This window comes from Butyrivibrio sp. WCD2001, from assembly GCF_000424485.1.
Taxonomy (GTDB): domain Bacteria; phylum Bacillota; class Clostridia; order Lachnospirales; family Lachnospiraceae; genus Butyrivibrio.
Genome location: NZ_AUJZ01000001.1, coordinates 244289 through 266186, shown reverse-complemented (window position 1 = coordinate 266186; position 21898 = coordinate 244289). Strand labels below are relative to the sequence as shown.

The following is a 21898-nucleotide window of genomic DNA, read 5'->3' as shown; positions in this document are numbered from 1 at the left end:
AATCTTGAGGTATTACTTCTACAATTTACAAACTGTACATTTTACAGGCGCATCTTAAAATCGTCATATCCAAAACGTTTTACAACCTCGGTGCTTCCATCCTCATGGAGTATGGCTATATCTGGCAGTGGCATACCGTTGAAGGTATTGTTCTTAACCATACTGTAAATAGCCATATCTTCAAAAGTAAGACGGTCACCGATTTTCATTTCATGATCAAAGCTGTAATCCCCGATAACATCACCGGCGAGGCAGGTTCGTGACGAAAGCCGATACCCGAAAGATTTATCCCCGATTTCTCCACTATCTCTAAGCGGTGGTCTATAGGGCATCTCAAGGACATCAGGCATATGACAAGCAGCGGATGTATCAAGGATTAGCACCGGAAGTTTTTCTGTTTCTATAATGTCCATAACTGTGGTAACAAGGTATCCTGCATTCAATGCAATGGCTTCACCCGGTTCCAGATATACATCAATTTTGTAAGTATCCTTTATGTATTTGAGGAGCTTTACCAGTCCCTCTCTGTTATAGTCATCTCTGGTGATATGATGACCGCCTCCAAGATTGAGCCATTTTATTTGACTTAGATACTTTCCGAATTTGCTTTCAAACTCCTCAAAGGTATCTTTAAGAGGCTCAAAGCCCTGCTCACATAATGTATGAAAATGCAGGCCTTCCACACCGGTTGGCAGTTCTGACGGCAAATCACATAGTCTGATTCCAAGTCTTGAGCCCGGAGCACAGGGATCATATATCTCATGATCTTCCTGAGTAGAAAACTCAGGGTTGATGCGTAGTCCCGCAGATAAGCCTCTGTCATTACATGCTTTCTCCCAGGTTTTTCTGTGATGCTCAAGCTGCTTTAAGGAATTAAATACAATATGATCAGCGAAGCTGCAGATCTCTTCCATCTCATCATCATGAAAAGCCGGTTCAAAGACGTGAATCTCAGGAAAATCGCCGTCTTTTTTAGTATATCCATCAGCTATTTTTTGTTTCTGCGCTTTGGTATAAAATTCCTCATTTGCGAGCTTTGCTTCGAAAAGTCCCGAAGATGTTGTCCCTGAGAGATATTCCGCTATAAGAGGATATGTAGAATATGCAGAAAAAGCTTTTTGAGCAAGCAATATTTTTACTCCGGACTTATCCTGTACATCCCTTAGAATTTTGCAATTTTCTTTGAGTTTCTTCTCATCTATCACATAGACAGGAGTCTTTAAATTGTTCATTTATCTTAATCCTTTAAAATTATTTTGAGATAATATCCTTCACAACCTCGCTCGCAATAACAAGTCCGCAGGCAGCAGGTGTAAACGCAGTGCTACCAGGTGTACTTCTTCTTGAAGAGCCCGAAGCCTTAAGATCTTCCATATCAGTTTCTCTAACCTCTGGTTTTAGCGGTTCTTCCTCGGAATATACCACCTTGAGGTTCTTTACGTTTCTCTTTTTGAGTTCTTTTCTCATCACCTTGCAAAGAGGACAAACCTTTGTTTTGTAAATATCTGCTACTTTAAACGCAGAAGGATCAAGCTTATTTCCTGCTCCCATGGCACTGATAACAGGAACTCCGACCTCTTTTGCGCGTAAAATAATGTCAATTTTCGCAGTAACAGTATCAACCGCGTCAACAACATAATCATAAGAGCTAAAATCGAAATCCCCTGCATTTTCGGGAAGATAAAAGCATTTATGAACATTCACCTTCACATCGGGATTTATATCAAGCATCCTGTCCTTCATAACATCTACCTTATACTTGTCTACAGTGCTATGAAGTGCAATAATCTGGCGGTTCAGATTGCTTGCAGCAACGGTATCACTGTCTATTAAGTCAAATTCTCCGATTCCGCTCCTTACAAGAGCCTCGCAAACATAGCCTCCTACACCTCCGACACCAAATATCGCTACACGAGAGCCCTTCAGTTTTTCAACGTTGTTCTCACCTATGAGAAGCTCTGTTCTTGAAAATTGTTCATCCATAAGTATGCATTCTTTCCTGATTAATTGATTTTATTTTTTATTTATAGAATTGTAAGTCTTTTTTATTGGATATTGCTGAAAATAATTGTCATAATAATTATGGGTAAGATATTTTAAAAAATCAAATCCAAATTAGCAAAGCATTTTATGCGGGGGTTAATATGCGTAAAAGAATCCTAATAGCAGATGACACAACTTTCATGAGAGAAATGTTGAAATCAGCACTGGACAAAGAACAATATGAAATTGTCGGTGAAGCGACAACCGGACAGCAGGCCGTAGACCAGTTTAAGCAAAAAAAGCCCGATCTTTTAATTCTGGACATTAATATGCCTGTAATGAATGGAATAGATGCCCTTACCGAGGTAATGGAATTTGACCCCAAGGCCAATGTAATCATGTGCTCAGACCAAAAGCAGGAGCCAATGATTGTCCTTGCCCTGAAAAAAGGCGCAAAAGATTTTGTCGTTAAGCCCTTCATGGCCAGCGATGTTGTTCGCGCATTAAACAAAGTTTTTAAAGAATAATTTGTTAAACACCATAATTATAGACAATCTTGAGGGGACGACTTCAATTCTGAAGCCGCCCCCTCTTTCTTTATTTTTATATTCTTTTTTATTTATCAGTCGATAAGTGTGGGATTTTCCTCAACCACCCAAGGAAGACCATACTCGTTAAGCATCTCCATGTACGGATCGGGATCAAACTCGTCTGTAGTAAATACTCCTGGTTTCTTCCACTGTCCGGTAACTACGAGAGCTGTTCCGATCATTGCAGGTACGCCGGTTGTATAACTTATTGCCTGACTTCCGAGTTCCTTGTAGCACTCCTGATGATCACACACATTATAAATATAAATTGTGCGTTCCTTTCCATCCTTGATACCTCTGAAGATACAGCCGATATTTGTTTTTCCGACTGTTCTGGGGCCAAGACTTGCAGGATCGGGAAGCAGTGCTTTCAAAAATTGAATAGGAACAATTTCTCTGCCCTCGAACATAACAGGACTTGTAGAAAGCATTCCAACATCCTCAAGACATCTCATATGGTCGAGATAGCTCTGTCCAAAGGTCATGAAGAATCTGATTCTCTTTACCTCAGGAAAATTTCTTCCGAGTGCTTCAATCTCCTCGTGGTGAAGAAGATACATATCTTTCTTACCTACCTGGGCGAAATCATATTCTCTTTTTATCTCCATGGGCTTTGTCTCAACCCAATGGCCATCCTCCCAATAGCTTCCGTTTGCGGAAACCTCTCGAAGATTTATCTCCGGATTAAAATTTGTAGCAAATGCATAACCGTGGTCACCGCCATTGCAATCCATGATATCAATGTAATGGATTTCATCAAAATAATGCTTTTTAGCATAAGCTGTGAAGACCGAAGTTACACCGGGATCAAAGCCTGTTCCAAGCAGAGCTGTAAGACCTGCTTCCTTAAATCTGTCGAAATAAGCCCACTGCCAACTGTAGTCGAAATAAGCTGTAAAGCCCTTCTCCTTGCAGCGTTTTTCATAGATTTTTCTCCACTCAGGATCATCGGTATCTTCCGGCTCATAGTTAGCAGTATCGATATAATCTACTTTACATTCAAGGCAGGCATCCATTATTGTGAGATCCTGATAAGGAAGGGCAACATTAAGCACAGCGTCGGGCTTGTAGTTGTTTATGACCCTCTTAATATCCTCTACATCGTCTGCATTAACAGTTTCTGTTGTGATTTTTACGGGTGTTCCTGCCTTCTCGAGTTTTTCCTTCAGAGCATCACATTTGCTTACTGTTCTTGATGCTATACACATTTCAGTAAATACCTTGCTGTTCTGGGCGCACTTCTGAATTGCTACCTGAGCTACGCCACCGCAACCAATAACCAATAATCTACTCATATTTTCCTCCTTATGGCAGTTTACCTTGACATTGCCTCTTCTTCCTGCAAAAGATCCTCTACATACTTTGGAAGCATGAAGGCTCCCTTATGAAGATGCGTTGTGTAGTACCATGTTTTTATATTTCTTTCATCCCATCTGTCAGGATTAAAATCCTTAAGCGGATGATATTTCTTGCTGGCAAATCCAAAAAGCCAGTAGCCAGCAGGGCATGTGGGAATGTGCGCCTGATAGACCCTGTTTATAGGGAAAACTCTGTAGGCTTTTCTGTGCATAGCTCTACAGCTCTCCTCATCCTCATCATAGAAAGGACTTCCATGCTGATAAACCATTATTCCGTCATCATGAAGAGCCTTGTAGCAGCTACCGTAAAACTCTTTTGTAAAAAGTCCGGCCTCATGTCCCAAAGGTTCCGTAACATCATTTATTATTAGGTCATACATATCCTCACATTTTCGAAGATATTTAAGGCCGTCCTGATAATAGATATGAACTCTGTCATCATCAAGTCCGCAGGCATTATCGGGAAAATACTGCTTGCATACTTCAACAAACATGTTATCAGGCTCAACTACATCAATAACCTTTATTTCATCATAGTGGCTCAGCTCTCTGGCAACACCGCCATCGCCTCCGCCAAGTACAAGAACTCTCTGAACCTTAGGATGAACAGCCATAGGAACATGTACGATCATCTCGTCATAAGTGAATTCGTCCTTTTCGGAAAAAATAATATTACCGTCGGAAGTAAGAAATTTTCCGAATTCCGGTGAATCAAACACATCAATTCTCTGAAACTCGCTCGATCCCGAAAATAATTGTTTTGCAAGACGAATGCTTATTTTTACATTCTTCGTATGCATGTCACTAAACCAATAATCCATTTGCGGCATCTTTTTTCTCCTGTCAAATATAATCAGATATCTTATTTTAAAACCTGAAGCTCAGAAATATCCTCACTCTCAGGTCCCTGCATGGAGCATCCCTTTTCCTTCGCAGTCTGAATATAATCAAGTATCTCTTCTGTCACTACCTCTCCGGGTGAAATGATCGGAATTCCAGGAGGATAACACATAACAGATTCTGCTGAAATCCGCCCAACCGTCTCTTTTATCGGAAGCGATTCCTTTTCAGCATAGAATGCTTCCTGCGGCGTAGCCTTCACAATAGGAGTAACATACTCTGCCGAGAAAAAGCTCTGTTCCGGCTTAGCGTATAGTCTTCTGATATCCGCCAGAGCTCCCGCCAGTCTCTCAATATCCTGCAGTCTGTCTCCAATAGAAATGTACGCCATAACGTTTGATAAATCACCAAATTCCATCTGGATATCATACTCATCGCGAAGAAGATCATATACTTCAATTCCGGTAAGACCCACACCTCTTGTATTTACAACAAGTTTAGTCTCATCGAAGTCATAAATGCTACCACCGTTTATAAGCTCATGTCCGTAGGCATAATATCCCGGAATCTCGTTTATCTCTTCCCTCGCATACTTAGCCATTCCTGTTACTTTTTCGAAACTGTCCCGGCCATGGAGCGCCAGATTCCTTCTTGAAATATCAAGGCTTGCAATCAAAAGATAGCTTGCACTGGTAGTCTGTGTCAGATTAACAATTCTGCTTATATATCCTATATTAGCATTTTTTCCGCAGAGAAGTATCGAACTTTGCGTAAGACTTCCTCCGGATTTATGCATACTTATTGCTGCCATATCCGCGCCTGCCCTCATGCCGCACAGAGGGAGATTTGGTCCAAAATACAGATGTGTTCCGTGAGCCTCATCCACAAGGGCCTTCATCCCGTTTGCATGCGCAAGGTCAACTATTGCCTGCAAATTAGAACAAATACCATAATACGAAGGATTATTTATTAAAATCGCTTTCGCATCAGGATTATCCCTTACTGCAGCCTCAACATCTGCAAGTTCCATACCGAGCGGAATTCCAAGCTTGGTATCAACCTTGGGATCAATATATACAGGAACTGCGCCACACAAAATAAGTGCATTTATGGCACTCTTATGCACATTTCTTGGCATAATGATCTTCTCACCATGCTTAACTGAAGACAAAACCATAGCCTGAACAGCACTTGTGGTTCCATTTACCATCAAAAATGCATGTTCGGCTCCAAATGCATCCGCAGTAAGTTCCTCCGCATCCTTTATTACGGAAACAGGATGGCACAAATTATCGAGAGGCTTCATGGAATTAACGTCAATGCCCACGCATTGCTCACCAAGAAAACGCACGAGTTCTGCGTTTCCACGACCTCTCTTATGTCCGGGCACGTCAAAGGGTACCACTCTCTGCTTTCTAAATCTCTCAAGTGCCTCATAAACAGGCGCTTTTCTCTGACGATCCAGATCCAACTTTTCATCCTCCAAATCAACTATATCATGAGAAAAAAAGAGCGGTATGTCTTTTTGACATACAGCCCTCTTTTAAATTGCATTATTCAGGCAAAATCATCTTAACATTAATGAAATCAAAGTCAAGGAATTACCTATATAATTAAGCAACTTTTAAGTTTTATATCGCATGTATAAACAAACCGCTAAGCAGCTTTGGTTCAAACCAGGTTGATTTAGGCGGCATAAGGCGTCCTGCATCTGCTACAGCAAACAACTCATGAATATCTGTAGGATACATGGAAAAAGCAAGAACGCAGTCGTTTTTGCATCTCTTCTCAAGCTCCGATAGTCCTCTGATTCCACCAACAAAATCAATTCTTGGATCATTCTTAGGGTCACTGATATCAAGAAGAGGCGTCAGTACCTGATTTTGAAGCACACTGACATCCAGCCCGTCAACAGCATCAGAGCTCTTTATTTCATCATGAGCATAAAGTCTGTACCACTTTCCTCCAAGAAGCATGCCAACTTCATATTTCCTTGAAGGTTTAACAGCTTCAGCCTCTTCCTTTACATCAAATTTTTCCGATATTTTTGAAAGGAATTCATTTTCGCTCATGCCGTTTAAATCTTTTATTACCCTGTTATAATCCATGATCATCAGCTCACTGTCAGGGAAAAGAACGGATAAAAAGAAGTCATATTCTTTATTGCCTGTGGGATTCGGGTCTGCTTCTCTTCTTTTTTTAGCGACTTTAACCGCAGAAGCACATCTGTGGTGGCCATCAGCTATATATATGCTGTCCATTCCCTCAAATGCAGATTTTATTGTGTCAATTTCATTTTCCTTATCCACAATGAAAACTCTGCTCTTTATTCCATCTACTGTAACAAAATCATATACAGGCTTATCTTCAGTTTTTACTCTGTTAATAACACCTCTGATTGCTTCGTTTTCCCTGTAGCACAAAAAGATTGGTCCGGTCTGAGCATCACAGGTATCCACATGGTGAATTCTGTCGGCTTCCTTTTTTGCAAGAGTATTCTCGTGCTTTTTAATTATATTATTGTCGTAGTCTCTTACTGAGCTGCAGGCAACAATCCCAGTCTGAACCCTTCCGTTCATAGTCTGCTCGTAGAGATAATAGCAGGGTTTACTCTCGTGAACAAAAGTGCCGTCCTCGATTTTCCCCCACAGCATATCATGAGCCTTCCTGTATACTTCTTCAGAATACATATCGTAATCTTCGGGAAACTGAGTCTCAGGTCTGTCTATCGCAAGAAATGACATAGGCTCCCTGGCAACCTCTGCTCTTGCTTCTTCTCTGTTGTACACATCATAGGGAAGAGCCGCAACCCTGTCAGCTATATCTTCTCTTGGTCTGTAAGCCGCAAATGCTCTAATATCTGCCATTTAAATAAAAGTCCTTTCGATTATGTTTCAGACATCTTTTCTGACAACACGAACTCTGATAACGCCCTCGATATTCTTGAGTTTATCAGTAATTTCATCAGAAATGGTGCTCTCTACATCGATGATGGTATAAGCGTAATCACCACGGGATTTATTGGTCATATTTGAAATATTGAATCCATCATTACCAAGAACCTGTGTAAATTTACCGATCATACCTGCAACATTCTTATGAATGATTGCAAATCTGGGACTTGTGCAGATACCCTGCTCACAGCGAGGCATATTTACTGAATTTACAATGTTACCGTTCTCAAGATAATCTTTCATCTGAAGAACAGCTTTCACTGCGCAGTTATCCTCTGATTCCTCCGTTGAAGCGCCAAGGTGAGGAATAACAATACAGCCATCATGACCTGCGGTAACAGTATTCGGGAAGTCAGTAACATACTTTCTGATTTTTCCTGAATTGATTCCGGAAAGAACATCTGTCTCGTTGCAAAGAATATCTCTTGCGAGGTTGATAAGGATAACACCCTTCTTCATCTTAGCTATAGCTTCGGCGTTAACCATGCCTTTTGTATTTTCAAGTGCAGGAACATGAATTGTTATAATATCGCACTTTGAATAAATATCATCGACGTTAGTAACATGCTTAACATCAGAGGAAAGGCTCCATGCAGCATCAACAGAAAGATACGGATCATAACCGTAGACATCCATACCTAAATTTCTGGCAGCATTTGCCACTCTTACACCAATAGCTCCGAGGCCTATAATTCCGAGCTTCTTACCGGCAATCTCAGTACCTGCAAACTTTTTCTTTGTCTTCTCTGTAAGTTTTGCAATTTCAGGGTCACCCGCATTTGCACTTACCCACTGAACTCCACCGATGATATCACGGGAAGCGATGAGCATAGCTGCAATTACCATTTCCTTTACACCGTTAGCATTTGCTCCGGGTGTATTGAATACAACAATGCCTTCCTCAGCGCAGCGATCTACGGGAATATTGTTGACTCCGGCACCTGCTCTTGCGATAGCAAGGAGATTCTCGGAAAACTCCATCTCGTTCATATTGGCACTTCTTACAAGCACGCCGTCTGCATCATCGATATTATCTACTACTTCATACTGATCTGTGAAATTGTTTAATCCAACCTTTGCAATAGGATTAAGGCACTTATATTTAAACATTTTATTCTCCTTTATCTATGTTCCGATCAACCATTATTTTTCTCAAATGCTTCCATGAAGTCTACTAGCTTCTGTACGCCTTCCTTTGGCATAGCATTGTAGATACTTGCGCGCATTCCGCCTACACTTCTGTGTCCCTTAAGACTTACAAGGCCGTTAGCTGTAGCCTCTGCGATGAATTTTGCATTGAGCTCATCAGAATCTGTAACGAAAGGAACATTCATAAGTGATCTGTCTTCAGGTCTTACAGTACCCTTGAACATCTTGCTGTTATCAAGGAAATCATAGAGAATTGCAGCCTTCTCCTCATTTCTCTTCTTCATCTCTACAAGGCCGCCCTGAGACTTAAGCCACTTGAATACCAGTCCGCACATATAAATTGCCCAGCAGTTGGGAGTATTGTAAAGAGAACCGTTGTCAGCCTGTGTCTTCCACTTAAGCATCGTAGGAACGAAATCAGGAACATCATCTCTGATGAGGTCTTCTCTGATAATACTAATTACAAGACCTGCAGGACCTACATTCTTCTGAACACCGCCATAGATAACACCGTAATCATTTACATTTACAGGCTCAGAAAGGAAGCATGAAGATACATCCGAAACAAGGATATGTCCCTTAGTATTGGGAAGCTTCTTAAACTTTGTGCCGTAAATTGTGTTATTTTCACAGATATATACATAATCTGCATCTTCTGGAATATCCAGATCAGAGCAATCCGGAATATATGAGAAAGTCTTGTCTGCACTTGATGCAACCTCTACAGCATCGCCGTACTTTTTAGCCTCAGCAAGGGCCTTCTTAGCCCACTGACCGGTAACAATATATGCCGCCTTTTTGTTCTGCATAAGGTTCATCGGAACAGCTGCAAACTGCTGGCTAGCACCTCCCTGGAGGAATAAAACCTTATAGTTGTCCGGAATATTCATAAGATCTCTGATATCCTGTTCAGCTGTCTGAATAACCTGATCAAACGTTTTTGATCTGTGGCTCATCTCATTGATAGACATACCGCAGCCGTTATAATCAAGCATTTCTGCCGCTGCCTGCTTCAAAACCTCTTCCGGAAGTACTGCCGGACCTGCACTAAAATTGTAAACTCGTGACACTGTTTCTTTCCTCCTGTTTTTTCCAAAAATACAAAAATTTTTTTCACACTTTTACACTTTACTTTTTCAAAGTGTTAATATCATTCTATATAGAAATATTTTTTTGTCAACTATATATTCAATAATTATTGTTATTTAATGATTCTAAAATAAAAAATGATGTCACACGGACATCATTTTTTATCTCTTAAAAACAAATCTTCTATTAAACTGATAAGCAACAAAAAACAGAACAAAGTCAGTAGGAATCTTGATTAATACCTCTTCGCCGCCTATATATCCGTGCAGCAGTGAAACAACTATTGCACTTATAAGCATTTGGCAGGTAGCCACAAGAACAAATCGATTAAATGTTTCTTTTTGCCTGTGCTTCTTTTTAAAAACGAAGCGATGATTGAAATTATATGACATACTCGCAGATATAACTCTTGCAATAATTGTCGAAACATAGATGTATATCTGGTGCATATTCATAAATTTAAATTGTCCCAAAAAGGCACACAATAATGAAAACAGCAAAATATCGATTATCGTTGCCCATATGGAAATAAGCATATAAGTTACAAAATTTACATATATAAAGAAACTTTCACGCAGTGTCCGGTACTTTTCGGTATTTGTACGCCTGGAATATAACGTCTCAAGTTCGATTTCGATAACATCTATATGGTAGTTTCTTGTATATACAAGTATATTTGTATCAAAAGGATATCCCTCTCCATTCACTTTTAGGAGTTTCTCCATATATTTAACAGGAATAGCTTTCAAAATAGATTGCGGATCGTTGACAGTAATACCAAACAAAAATCGGTATGAATAAGTAAAAAGCTTGTTAATGATCTTATTTGAAAGCGGAATATCTTCGCTGCTTCTTTGGCGTTTTGTTATTATTAACGAGTCCGGGTTTTCTTTAAGCTTAATAGCACAGCTTAAAATATCCGAAGTAAGATATACCCCCTTGCAGTCACTTATTACGCAGCCGGTAAGGTCATTATACTCCTGCAGTGCATAATTAAATGCCGTCTTGAGGCTCCTTCCAAGCCCGAGATTCACATGATGGTGAAGTACATAAGCACCGAATTCCTTCTCAATCCCCTCAAAAAAAGTCTTCATGCTTTCGCCATTACCATCATCAACAATAATAAATCTGCTAAATCCGGATATTTTTAAATCATTTAGAAGCTTTATTAGATTATCTCCCGGTTTATAAGCCGGGATAATAACCGGTATATCATCAATCTTCATTCTGTTTCTTTCCGAATTATTATAAGCTTTAATTCTTTATCAATAATATAAAAGGACCGGCACACCAACATCTACGAGCTCATAAAGCCTTTCCATGAGATCCAGAGGAGAATTGATACATCCGTGTGAGCCTGAATGTTTATATATCTCACCGCCGAATTCGCTTCTCCAGGTAGCATCATGAATTCCAATTCCTTTATTAACTCCAAGCCAATAATTCACGTAGGACGCATAATCCACTCCACGAAGAATTGTATGATATCTTTTATTATATATATGAAAAAGCCCTACCGGGGTACCACGCCCCAGCGCAGTATTACCGGTAACTATATCATATTGAATGGTTAGTTTTCCGTTCTTATAATATCTTAATCTCTGATTGCCCATATCAACAAGAATATATTCATCCCCGAGCTCTTTTGCATCTATTGTAAAGGATTTGTTCGGAAATGTTATTTCGGTTTCAGCAGGCCCCGTGCCCTCAACAGAGTTTACAAAATCCTCGAATTCCTGCTTTTCATCATAAAGTTTTCCGTTCTTGTTACCACTTACATAAATCGTACTTTTCTGGCCTTTTTGGTATCTTTCTATACAATTGTTGGTATCATATTTCCTTAGCCCCTCGCAAACAAAATCATAGATTTTAGAGCAGCTAAGAAGAAGATTCCCTTCCTTATCAGTTATGAATTCCTCTTCTACCTTGTAGTCCTTATCCGGGAATTCAATCATCTTATCGCCGGCAAGGAAGAATCCTTTTCCGGGATTTTCCTCATCAAAATCTTCTTCCCGGGCCTCCTCAAGTTCATCAATTTTAACAATCCAGTCCGCTAAATCGGATGAATCTGCCTTCATCAAATTTTCGCCGATTTTGATTGAAGCTTTAATATTCTGAACGCTCTCGATCTTATCATAAAGTGCCTTTAATTCTTTATCATTTTCGGTTATTGTTCTTACATCGTACAACTCTTTATTACTACTAAGATCCAATTCATAGAGTTTATTGTAAAATCCCTCTTTTACACTTTCGTAGAACTTATCGAAATTAGGTGTCTTCTGATCACACACTTCAAGATAGAAACCTTCATCATTTCTTTTTAATTCGTAAGAATCAGATCTTTCCACATCAAAAATAGCCCAGGTAGACAATAAGTCCCTAAGTTTATTCTCATCAAACGTCGGATTTCCCGGTATTTTTTTGCTTCTGGAAGTTAACAGATTGATTCCCCACGCAAAAGGATTCTGGTCATCTAGCATTTTTTTGAGTTCATTGTAATAATCAACCTTGAAATCAATTGCATTTGCATCAATAAAGAATTTCTCACCCTCAGCGGAAGATATAATCATTCCGCTGTAGTATGAGTTATTTATAAGATCGTTATTGGCTTCTTCCGCTGTTTTTCCGGTACAATAAATATTATTTACCCAAGTTCCATATGCATAGGTGTCATTATAGTAGAACCCAAGCATCAGATAGACCGCTATCAGCGATAGCACGGAAAAAGCCAATAATGTATATAAGATTCCCCGCTTCTTCATACCTTACCCTGAACAGAATTATGCTCTGTCCTTATCCTCTAAGTCTTTCTCATCAAAAGCTTCACTGATAGAACCGCCAGGTGAAACCATAGGAAATACCTTCTCATCAGGGTCAACCGCTATATCGATGAGAACAGGTCCCTTTGCTGCAAGAGCTTTTTTAAGAGCAGCTTCAACTTCATCCTTCTTCTTTACTCTTATAGCCATGCATCCAAGACCTTCTGCAACCTTACAGTAATCAACCTTATCTGTAAGAACAGTATTTGAATAATGCTGATTGTAATACAGATTCTGCCATTGTCTTACCATACCGAGAACCTGATTGTTTATAACAATTTCTATTACATGAATATCATATCTGCTTGCTGTCGCAAGTTCGTTCATATTCATTCGAAAACATCCGTCACCGGCTATATTAACAACAGTCTTGTCAGGCATTCCGACCTTAGCACCTATAGCCGCTCCCAGTCCGTAGCCCATAGTTCCAAGGCCGCCTGAGGTAAGGAAAGTTCTCGGATGCTTAAACTTGTAAAATTGGGCAGTCCACATCTGGTGCTGACCTACATCGGTTGAAACGATTGCTTCACCATCAGTAAGTTTATCAATAGTTTCTATAACATAAGGACATGTAAGCCCCTTCTTATCATAGCGAAGAGGAAACTGCTTTTCGTACTCTTTTATATGCGATATCCATTCAGCATGATTTTGCTGAGTAAGCTTATCATTAATTTTACTGAGTACCTCTTTTAAATCACCAACGATGGAGAAGTCTGTCCTGATGTTCTTGTTTATTTCTGCAGCATCAATATCAATCTGAAGTATCTTAGCCTTTTTGGCGAAGGTCTTTGCATTACCGATTACTCTGTCAGAGAATCTTGCTCCCAGTGTAATAAGAAGATCACATTCACTCACACCAAAATTTGAGGTTTTGGTACCATGCATACCTATCATACCCGTATAAAGGCTGTTATGTCCGCTAAAAGCACCTTTGCCCATAAGGGTATCACATACCGGTGCCTGAATCCTTTCAGCCAGAGTAAGAAGCTCTTTATCAGCTCCGGAGATAACCGCACCGCCTCCCACATATATAAAAGGCTTCTTGGCATGCTCAATCATCTTTACAGCCGTTTTAATATCATCTTCGGTATATTTAAGAGGTTTCTCTTTATGAACAGGTTTTTGAGGCTTATAATCGCATTTATTTGCGGTTACATCCTTTGTAATGTCCACAATAACAGGGCCGGGTCTGCCGCTTCTTGCGATATCAAAAGCCTTTCTTATGGTTTCTGCAAGCTTTTTAACATCTTTTACAATATATCCGTGCTTTGTTATGGGCATTGTAATCCCGGCAATATCAACCTCCTGGAAAGTATCCTTTCCAAGCAGCGGAAGATTTACATTACAGGTAATAGCAACCATTGGAACAGAATCCATGTAAGCGGTAGCAATACCGGTAACAAGATTTGTTGAACCGGGGCCACTGGTTGCAAGACAAACACCGACTTTTCCCGTTGCCCTTGCATAACCGTCGGCAGCATGTGATGCTCCCTGCTCATGAGAAGTCAGAATATGTTTTATCTTATCCTGCTGTTTGTAAAGCTCATCATATACATTAAGAATTGTTCCGCCCGGATAGCCGAAAACAGTATCTACTCCCTGTTCCTTAAGGCATTCCAGGACAATTTGTGCTCCTGTAAGCTGCATTCTACTTATGCTCCTTTTACTTTATTTCTAAGATAGCGCCTCTGTTACCACTGGTAACCATCTTTTCATAACGTGAAAGATATCCTGTTGTTACCTTGGGCTGTCTCGGCTTCCACTGTGCCTTTCTCTTTGCAAGTTCCTCATCGGATACTTTAACATCGAGCTTATTATTATTAATATCTATGGAAATAATATCGCCTTCCTGAACAAGCGCTATAGGTCCTCCGACAGCTGCCTCCGGTGAAACATGTCCAATGGAAGCGCCTCTGCTAGCTCCTGAGAATCTTCCGTCTGTGATAAGAGCAACTGAAGAACCAAGTCCCATACCTGCAATTGCGGATGTAGGATTAAGCATCTCTCTCATACCGGGGCCACCCTTAGGTCCTTCATATCTGATAACAACTACATCTCCTGCTACAATCTTGCCACCAAGAATAGCAGCAATTGCATCTTCTTCGCAGTCAAATACTCTTGCAGGGCCTTCATGAGCCATCATCTCCGGAACCACTGCTGATCTCTTTACGATACCGGTATCAGGCGCAAGATTTCCTTTAAGAACTGCTATTCCACCATTGGGCATATAGGGATTCTCGATAGGTCTGATAACCTCCGGATCGAGATTTCTGACATTGGCAATATTTTCTCCTACAGTCTTTCCTGTGCAGGTAATAAGATCGGTATGAAGAAGGTTCTTCTTGTTAAGCTCAGCCATAACAGCATAAATACCGCCTGCCTCATTAAGATCCTCCATATATGTAGGACCTGCAGGTGCAAGATGACAAAGATTGGGAGTGCGATCCGAAATCTCGTTCGCCATCTCCATATCAATATCAATTCCTGCTTCATGCGCAATTGCGGGAATATGAAGCATGGTGTTTGTAGAGCATCCAAGAGCCATATCCATAGCAAGCGCATTTTCAAAGGCTTCCTTGGTCATAATATCTCTTGGACGGATATTGTTTTTAACAAGTTCCATTATCTGGTAGCCTGCCTTCTTAGCAAGTCTGATACGTGCCGAGTATACAGCAGGAATTGTTCCATTACCGCGAAGACCCATTCCGATTGCTTCGGTAAGACAGTTCATGGAGTTTGCGGTGTACATACCTGAACAAGATCCGCAGGTAGGGCAAACCTTTTCTTCAAATTCAGAAAGCTCGTCTTCTGTCATATTACCGGCAGAATAGGTTCCGACTGCCTCGAACATGGAACTTAAGGATCTCTTTTTTCCTCCGACCCTTCCTGCCATCATCGGTCCGCCGGAACAGAAAATAGTAGGTATATTTACTCTTGCAGCAGCCATAAGAAGTCCGGGAACGTTCTTGTCACAGTTGGGTATCATTACCATACCATCAAAAGCGTGTGCCATTGCAAGGCACTCGGTGCTGTCCGCAACAAGATCTCTTGTAACAAGTGAGTATTTCATTCCGATATGTCCCATTGCAATACCGTCACATACTGCTATTGCAGGTACAATAACAGGCATTCCGCCGGCTTCCGCAACGCCAAGCTTTACAGCCTGAGCAATTCGATCAAGTTCCATATGTCCGGGAATAATATCACTCTGAGAGCTGACAATACCGATAAGAGGCTTTTTCCTCTCCTCAGCAGTAAAACCAAGTGCATTAAACAGACTTCTGTGAGGTGCCTGTTGAAGTCCTTCCATTACGCGATCACTGTTCATAATAACCTCCTATCTTTTGTAAAGAACAAAGTCTTCATTTTCATAAAAAATAAAATAATTGGCATTTATATAGTCCCAGGGTAAGGATTCATAATTCGCATAAAACTTCCAGCTATCCTCCCCAGTATACCCTTCTGTCATCATATCTCTGTCAACAAGAATATAATCACAGTCTGTAACATCTGAATTTTCACATTCAATATTCCAACCAAACTTAAGCAAGTATTGTTGGTCACAATCAAGTACACATATATTCTTTTTTTGAGACGGATGCGCTATATACAAAGCATTATAACAATTCGTCTCACGAATACCATACTGGCTGTGATATTCCGGTTTCAGCATAAGAACCGCGCAGAAAACTATCATAGCTATAACGGGCACCCATTTAATCATAGCTCTAAGAGACCCGGCATTCTCGTTTTTTCTTAAAAAATATCTAATCATCGTACTCTGATGTTCAAGTACAAATGCATATGCAATTGCAGTAAGAACACCCACATAGGAAAACACCCTGTAATAAGGGAGTTTAGCTTGAATGATCAGCATAATGGGATAGCCCATTATATTAAAAATCATCAAAAGATTAAATATGGTTCTACTGTTTTCAAAATGTCTGACACACTCGGCAATCAATATTATAAGTGCACATATTGAAATCAAAAGAGTCACTATGCCGAATCCCGGAAACATAAGTCCGCTTAAGGATTTAGTCCAGCTGGCAAAACTGGTGAAGTATCCGGTTCTGCTCACACTCTGAATATAAGGCTGAGAAAGCATATAATTAAGGCCTTCCCGCACCGCTGCAAAAGGATGTGACAATATAAGCTTAGTATGAGACATCCCAAAGAATTGCCCCGCTTCATCCTTTACCAGAAGATTTGAACCGACAGCAAGCCATATTATCAGGTACAGGCAAAAGACTATTACAGCTGAAATAAAACCTGTGATAATACAGTTTTTCAACCTTTTAAAATATCTTGTCTTCCATATAGAATCACGATAATCATAAGTCCTGTATCCATTTACCAGAAGAAATATTCCGGCAGCAAGGCAGGATGGTATCACCCAGTAAATACTACTCGGTAATGTATATAAACCAAGTATTAATGCAAAACCAAAGACAATGTAATCGGGAAGCTTAAATTCCTCCGATCTGCATATAATCGTAAGTTGTCGCAGAGTAATCAAAAAGCATGTACAGGCCAGAGTATACCCTCTCCCCTGTATTGACAGGTCATTAACCAGCATGCAGGAAAAGAAAAGAAGCATTGCGCCATACGCATAGCAATCTTCCAAAAACCTTCTGCTCAGTCTGTATACAAGATACGGATTAAAAACAGCGCAAAGAAATGATATTCCCCTCAGCCCTATATATGAGTTGCCAAATGTATTGAGCAGTGATGACAGAACAGAATATCCAACATGATTGTTGGGAAGTGGCCAGTGGATAGCGGAATATACCGGCCCTCTGCTTATAAAATAGTAATATGTATAGAGCTCATCATACCAGGGGGTTAGATAAGTGGCCCTCCAAATATAGTAAAAAGCCATTGCTATTATAGAGAGAACCACAACCATATCTATCGGTTCCTGGGGCAGATAATCGTATAAAGTTTTATCTTTAGGTTCAGTTGATTCTCGAAGCAATTATATCTCCCATCTTCCTGCATCCGCACTTTTTATCTTCACTTATATTTTCGCCGGCGCGAATAAGATCAGAAGTACGATAGCCCTCTTCAAGAGCTTTTTTTACAGCATTTTCGATGCTGTCCGCTTCTTTCTCAAGTTTAAATGTATATCTAAGCATCATGGCAGCAGAAAGAATGGTTGCAATAGGATTTGCAATATCCATTCCGGCAATATCAGGTGCACTTCCATGACTTGGCTCATATAATCCAAAGCTAGTCTCATTAAGTGAAGCACTGGGTAGCATTCCTATGGATCCGGTAACCATGCTGGCTTCATCAGAAAGAATATCTCCAAACATATTTTCTGTAAGTACAACATCAAATTGAGAAGGATCCTTAACCAGCTGCATAGCACAGTTGTCTACAAGCATATGTGAAAGTTCCACTTCCGGATAATCCTTCGCAACCTCCTCGACAACCTTTCTCCAAAGCCTCGAGGAATCAAGAACATTAGCCTTATCAACACTGATTACCTTTTTAGAGCGCAGCATCGCAACATCAAAGGCTTTAATAGCTATTCTTCTAATCTCGCTCTCAGTGTAAACAAGAGTATCGGTTGCGACCATCTCCCCGTCAACTTCCTTTGTGTATCTGTCACCAAAATATAGACCACCCGTAAGTTCGCGCATTATTAAAAGATCAAAGCCTTTTTCAGAGGTCTCTGATTTAAGAGGGCATGCATCCTTTAACTCTGGATACAAGAAAGCAGGTCTTAAATTTGCAAAAAGATTCAAGGATTTACGAAGCCTAAGAAGTCCGGCTTCAGGTCTGAGAGATGGCTCAAGCTTATACCAGGGTGAAGTGGAAGTATTTCCACCGATTGAACCCATGAGAACAGCATCAGCCTGTTTACAAGTTTCGATAGTTTCATCTGTAAGTGGTGATCCGTATGCATCAATCGATGCTCCGCCCATCAGAACATCCGTGAAAACAAACTCATGTCCATAAGCTTCAGCGACTTTATTAAGTACTTTCTTGGCTTCTGCTACGATTTCCGGACCGATTCCGTCACCAGGAATACATGTTATCCCCATTTTCATAATCATTTCTCCCCATATTATAATGATAGCCGGCAAAAATTTTTGTTCCGCCGGCTGCCACTTTATAATGCAGACTTAAAAACAAGTCTTCTTTTTACTTGGATTTTTCTTCTTTTGAATTATCCTTTACAGCATCCTCAGGCTTTTCAACCTCTACGATAGCATCTTTAACCATAGGAATGCGGCAATTCTTGTTGTTACCAAACTCAACGATAACTGTTGATGACTCATCATCAATATCGATAACAGTTCCGATAAATCCTCCTGTAGTACGAACGCTGTCTCCTACAGCGAGCTGAGAAAGGAGCTGTGCTTTCTGCTTCTGTTCCTTTCTCTGAGGACGGATCATAATAAAATACAGAACCGCAAAAATAGCAACATAAACAAGTATGATCAACATACCGCCGGCTCCGCCTGCTGCACCGGTACTTTCGAGAGCCATAGTGTTAACAAAACTCATATCAACCTCCAAATATCCTTTTTACTAGCTTTGTAAGCATATGAATAATCTTACAATTAATAGCACTTTAAAACAAGTATACTTTTTAACCCTTTTTCCAACCTTTTGCTATGTCATATCTTTCAGCCGGTTCATCCTTATCAAATTCCTTCATGGCATCAAGGGTTTCTTCTTTAAACTTTTTATATCTTCCCTCATCAAGGGCACTTCTGATATCCTCCATAAGATGATTATAGAAATACAGATTATGAAGAACACACAATCTCATTCCCAGCATCTCGCCGGATTTAAGAAGATGTCTTATATAGCTTCTTGAATATCTTCTGCAAGCAGGACAATTACAGCCCTCTTCGATCGGTCTGTCATCCAATTCATATTGTGCATTAAGAAGATTAATATGGCCTCTCTTTGTGTAAAGATGTCCATGCCTTCCGTTTCGACTGGGATAAACGCAGTCAAAGAAATCAATTCCTCTGTCAACTGCCTCCAGGATATTGGCCGGAGTACCGACTCCCATAAGATATGTAGGCTTATTCTTAGGCAAATGATCTGTTACAATATCAAGAACATGATACATCTCCTCATGCGTCTCACCTACCGCAAGTCCACCTACAGCATAACCATCAAGCTCCATCTCTGAGATTCTCTTAGCATGTTCAATTCTGAGGTCATCAAATATGGCACCCTGATTTATTCCGAACAAAAGCTGATCCTTATTTATTGTATCCGGAAGAGAATTAAGTCTTTTCATCTCATCCTGACAACGCTTAAGCCATCTGGTGGTTCTGTCCACGGAAAACTTTACATAGTCATGATCAGCACGTGCTGAGGGACACTCATCAAACGCCATCGCAATAGTAGAAGCTATATGGGACTGTATCCTCATACTCTCTTCCGGTCCCATAAAAAGCTTATGTCCGTCAATATGCGATCTGAAGTATACTCCCTCTTCCTTAATTCTTCTGTTCTCAGAAAGAGAAAATACCTGAAATCCACCTGAATCGGTCAAGATAGGCTTATTGCAGCTCATAAATTTATGCAGTCCACCCATCTTATAGATAACATCATCACCCGGGCGCAGATGAAGATGATAGGTGTTGGACAAAACTACCTGTGTATCAATCTGCTCAAGATCTTCTGTGGATACTGCTCCTTTAATGGCAGCAACGGTCGCAACGTTCATAAAAACCGGCGTTTCGATTTTGCCGTGAACTGTTTCGAAGCTGGCTCTCTTAGCCATTCCTTCCTGTTTTAAAATCTTATACATTCATTATCCTTCCGCTTCATGAAATAACATCTTTTTTATATAAAAATGGAAGCTGTTGCATTATATTGCAACAGCCCCAAAAAATCAATCATACAAATACATATCCCAAAATTCTTCCAGACAAAGGTCCTGCTCATGCATTATCGTAGCAGCATCGACACCAACATATCTGAAATGCCATGGCTCGTATTCAATACCTGTAATGTTTTCCTTGCCTTTAAGATATCTTACGATAAAGCCATACTTATAACTGTTATCCGCAAGCCATTTACCTGCAGCAGTATCGCCAAATCCCTCATCCAGACTGTAGTAAGTCCCACAGACAATGTCAAATGCAAGCCCTATCTGGTGCTCAGAGGCTCCGGGCACGGTAACTGCCTGCGATGTTACATTATAAGCATCCTTGTATGAAAGCCCTGCCTCAAGGTAATTATTTATTTTCCTGGAAAACAGCCCCTCCTGACGATCATTGTCTCTGAAAGGAGAACAAATTGCCAGGTTTATTCCTGCATTTGCAGCATCTTTAATCATCGCCATAAGGGGTGAAATAACCCTCTTATCACAATGCATTGATTCATTTATATCACCAAAGGGGAATTCGTAACCCTCCGGTATTGGATGCTGTTTATTTACAAGAATCAATTTCCAGTCTGTTTTGTCAAACGATACTTCCGAAGAATCCTCTGTCTCTTTAAAATCATCCTCAGAATCATCTAAATCATCTATCTGATTAGCAAGTACAAATCCCTGTGCAAGCTCCTGATCCTCGGAAAGTCCGTTATCCTCTTCCTCAATGATCTTATCCTTATCAACAGGCGTATTCGAAGCGAGCTCTGCTTCTGATTCTGAAGAAACAGCCTCGAGTGAATCCAAAGTATAATACTCTTTCTGCTCCGCCTCTTTATCAAAATCCGAAATAAAGCTGACGTTCAGACTGATTGCATCCGGATAAGTAAAACTACTGCTGGCGATAAAGAAAAACAAAATGCTTGCAAGGCATGTATACCTTTTAACATTGTGGCAAAAATGAAGCCCAATGTTATAAAAAAGTAATACTACCATCGCGTAAAACATCCCAAAAAATTTTAATTTCTTGTGCTTTCGGTTAAACGAGCGGACCTGTTCCATTAACTTATCCCGGAACGTCGGTCCCATCTGTAAACTATTTGCACGCATTACATACCAACCTCATAAAAAAAATATTCATTTCTATTTTAGCACTTTTGCATAATATTTAAACAAAAAGTTAAGAATATTTTAAGAAATACCACATTTTCATCATAAAATCAAGGTTTTTTGTTTGTTTTGTTTCAAAATATGTGTAAAATAA

General features: G+C 40.2%; 18 protein-coding genes. 1 reads left to right on the top strand and 17 read right to left on the bottom strand.

What is annotated here, in order from left to right:
* Nucleotides 1-41 precede the first annotated feature (41 nt).
* On the bottom strand, nt 42-1232 hold the full coding sequence (gene nspC, locus G630_RS0101160; RefSeq protein ID WP_026497479.1) for a carboxynorspermidine decarboxylase: 1191 nt from the start codon (nt 1230-1232) through the stop codon (nt 42-44).
* Nucleotides 1233-1251: 19 nt separating this feature from the next.
* Complete coding sequence (locus G630_RS0101155) at nt 1252-1983, bottom strand: tRNA threonylcarbamoyladenosine dehydratase (protein ID WP_022760023.1); 732 nt, start codon at nt 1981-1983, stop codon at nt 1252-1254.
* 161 nt (nt 1984-2144) lie between these two features.
* Here G630_RS0101155 and G630_RS0101150 point away from each other — a divergent pair, with 161 nt between their 5' ends.
* Nucleotides 2145-2510, top strand: a complete 366-nt coding sequence (locus G630_RS0101150) for a response regulator (protein ID WP_022760024.1) — start codon at nt 2145-2147, stop codon at nt 2508-2510.
* Nucleotides 2511-2605: 95 nt separating this feature from the next.
* On the opposite strand, the gene G630_RS0101145 is transcribed toward G630_RS0101150, so the two are convergent.
* The 15 genes from G630_RS0101145 to G630_RS23175 form a co-directional block, all read right to left on the bottom strand.
* Nucleotides 2606-3868, bottom strand: a complete 1263-nt coding sequence (locus G630_RS0101145) for a saccharopine dehydrogenase family protein (RefSeq protein WP_026497478.1) — start codon at nt 3866-3868, stop codon at nt 2606-2608.
* Between the two features lie 20 nt (nt 3869-3888).
* Nucleotides 3889-4752, bottom strand: a complete 864-nt coding sequence (speE, locus tag G630_RS0101140) for a polyamine aminopropyltransferase (protein ID WP_026497477.1) — start codon at nt 4750-4752, stop codon at nt 3889-3891.
* Nucleotides 4753-4793: 41 nt separating this feature from the next.
* Complete coding sequence (locus G630_RS0101135) at nt 4794-6242, bottom strand: aminotransferase class I/II-fold pyridoxal phosphate-dependent enzyme (RefSeq protein ID WP_026497476.1); 1449 nt, start codon at nt 6240-6242, stop codon at nt 4794-4796.
* Nucleotides 6243-6402: 160 nt separating this feature from the next.
* Nucleotides 6403-7638: a DUF1015 domain-containing protein gene (locus tag G630_RS0101130; protein ID WP_022760028.1), complete on the bottom strand. Its 1236-nt coding sequence runs from the start codon at nt 7636-7638 to the stop codon at nt 6403-6405.
* Between the two features lie 27 nt (nt 7639-7665).
* Nucleotides 7666-8835 carry a phosphoglycerate dehydrogenase gene (locus G630_RS0101125; protein WP_022760029.1) on the bottom strand — a complete coding sequence of 390 codons (1170 nt, stop codon included), beginning with the start codon at nt 8833-8835 and terminating at the stop codon, nt 7666-7668.
* 26 nt (nt 8836-8861) lie between these two features.
* Nucleotides 8862-9944, bottom strand: a complete 1083-nt coding sequence (serC, locus tag G630_RS0101120) for a 3-phosphoserine/phosphohydroxythreonine transaminase (RefSeq protein ID WP_022760030.1) — start codon at nt 9942-9944, stop codon at nt 8862-8864.
* Nucleotides 9945-10124: 180 nt separating this feature from the next.
* Complete coding sequence (locus tag G630_RS0101115; RefSeq protein WP_026497475.1) at nt 10125-11189, bottom strand: GtrA family protein; 1065 nt, start codon at nt 11187-11189, stop codon at nt 10125-10127.
* A 39-nt stretch (nt 11190-11228) separates the two neighbouring features.
* Nucleotides 11229-12725, bottom strand: a complete 1497-nt coding sequence (locus G630_RS23180; RefSeq protein WP_081667750.1) for a L,D-transpeptidase — start codon at nt 12723-12725, stop codon at nt 11229-11231.
* A gap of 18 nt (nt 12726-12743) precedes the next feature.
* Entirely contained in the window at nt 12744-14429 is a 1686-nt protein-coding gene (gene ilvB / locus G630_RS0101105; RefSeq protein ID WP_026497473.1) for a biosynthetic-type acetolactate synthase large subunit, read from the bottom strand.
* A gap of 16 nt (nt 14430-14445) precedes the next feature.
* On the bottom strand, nt 14446-16110 hold the full coding sequence (gene ilvD / locus G630_RS0101100; RefSeq protein WP_022760034.1) for a dihydroxy-acid dehydratase: 1665 nt from the start codon (nt 16108-16110) through the stop codon (nt 14446-14448).
* Nucleotides 16111-16119: 9 nt separating this feature from the next.
* Nucleotides 16120-17760: a glycosyltransferase family 39 protein gene (locus tag G630_RS0101095; RefSeq protein WP_026497472.1), complete on the bottom strand. Its 1641-nt coding sequence runs from the start codon at nt 17758-17760 to the stop codon at nt 16120-16122.
* Nucleotides 17741-18841, bottom strand: coding sequence for a 3-isopropylmalate dehydrogenase (gene leuB, locus G630_RS0101090; protein WP_026497471.1), 1101 nt, complete (start codon nt 18839-18841; stop codon nt 17741-17743). Before leuB ends, G630_RS0101095 begins: the two co-directional genes overlap by 20 nt.
* A gap of 94 nt (nt 18842-18935) precedes the next feature.
* Nucleotides 18936-19301 carry a preprotein translocase subunit YajC gene (gene yajC, locus G630_RS0101085; RefSeq protein ID WP_026497470.1) on the bottom strand — a complete coding sequence of 122 codons (366 nt, stop codon included), beginning with the start codon at nt 19299-19301 and terminating at the stop codon, nt 18936-18938.
* 85 nt (nt 19302-19386) lie between these two features.
* On the bottom strand, nt 19387-20568 hold the full coding sequence (tgt, locus tag G630_RS0101080) for a tRNA guanosine(34) transglycosylase Tgt (protein ID WP_026497469.1): 1182 nt from the start codon (nt 20566-20568) through the stop codon (nt 19387-19389).
* Nucleotides 20569-20652: 84 nt separating this feature from the next.
* Nucleotides 20653-21630, bottom strand: a complete 978-nt coding sequence (locus G630_RS23175; RefSeq protein ID WP_049946028.1) for a M15 family metallopeptidase — start codon at nt 21628-21630, stop codon at nt 20653-20655.
* Between the last annotated feature and the right edge of the window lie 268 nt (nt 21631-21898).

Bases quoted from the DNA above. Each gene is read 5' to 3' on its own strand.
- nspC (WP_026497479.1), bottom strand. From the start codon at position 1,232: ATGAACAATTTAAAGACTCCTGTCTATGTGATAGATGAGAAGAAACTC.
- G630_RS0101155 (WP_022760023.1), bottom strand. From the start codon at position 1,983: ATGGATGAACAATTTTCAAGAACAGAGCTTCTCATAGGTGAGAACAAC.
- G630_RS0101150 (WP_022760024.1), top strand. From the start codon at position 2,145: ATGCGTAAAAGAATCCTAATAGCAGATGACACAACTTTCATGAGAGAA.
- G630_RS0101145 (WP_026497478.1), bottom strand. From the start codon at position 3,868: ATGAGTAGATTATTGGTTATTGGTTGCGGTGGCGTAGCTCAGGTAGCA.
- speE (WP_026497477.1), bottom strand. From the start codon at position 4,752: ATGGATTATTGGTTTAGTGACATGCATACGAAGAATGTAAAAATAAGC.
- G630_RS0101130 (WP_022760028.1), bottom strand. From the start codon at position 7,638: ATGGCAGATATTAGAGCATTTGCGGCTTACAGACCAAGAGAAGATATA.
- G630_RS0101125 (WP_022760029.1), bottom strand. From the start codon at position 8,835: ATGTTTAAATATAAGTGCCTTAATCCTATTGCAAAGGTTGGATTAAAC.
- G630_RS0101115 (WP_026497475.1), bottom strand. From the start codon at position 11,189: ATGAAGATTGATGATATACCGGTTATTATCCCGGCTTATAAACCGGGA.
- G630_RS23180 (WP_081667750.1), bottom strand. From the start codon at position 12,725: ATGAAGAAGCGGGGAATCTTATATACATTATTGGCTTTTTCCGTGCTA.
- ilvB (WP_026497473.1), bottom strand. From the start codon at position 14,429: ATGCAGCTTACAGGAGCACAAATTGTCCTGGAATGCCTTAAGGAACAG.
- ilvD (WP_022760034.1), bottom strand. From the start codon at position 16,110: ATGAACAGTGATCGCGTAATGGAAGGACTTCAACAGGCACCTCACAGA.
- leuB (WP_026497471.1), bottom strand. From the start codon at position 18,841: ATGAAAATGGGGATAACATGTATTCCTGGTGACGGAATCGGTCCGGAA.
- yajC (WP_026497470.1), bottom strand. From the start codon at position 19,301: ATGAGTTTTGTTAACACTATGGCTCTCGAAAGTACCGGTGCAGCAGGC.
- tgt (WP_026497469.1), bottom strand. From the start codon at position 20,568: ATGTATAAGATTTTAAAACAGGAAGGAATGGCTAAGAGAGCCAGCTTC.
- G630_RS23175 (WP_049946028.1), bottom strand. From the start codon at position 21,630: ATGGTAGTATTACTTTTTTATAACATTGGGCTTCATTTTTGCCACAAT.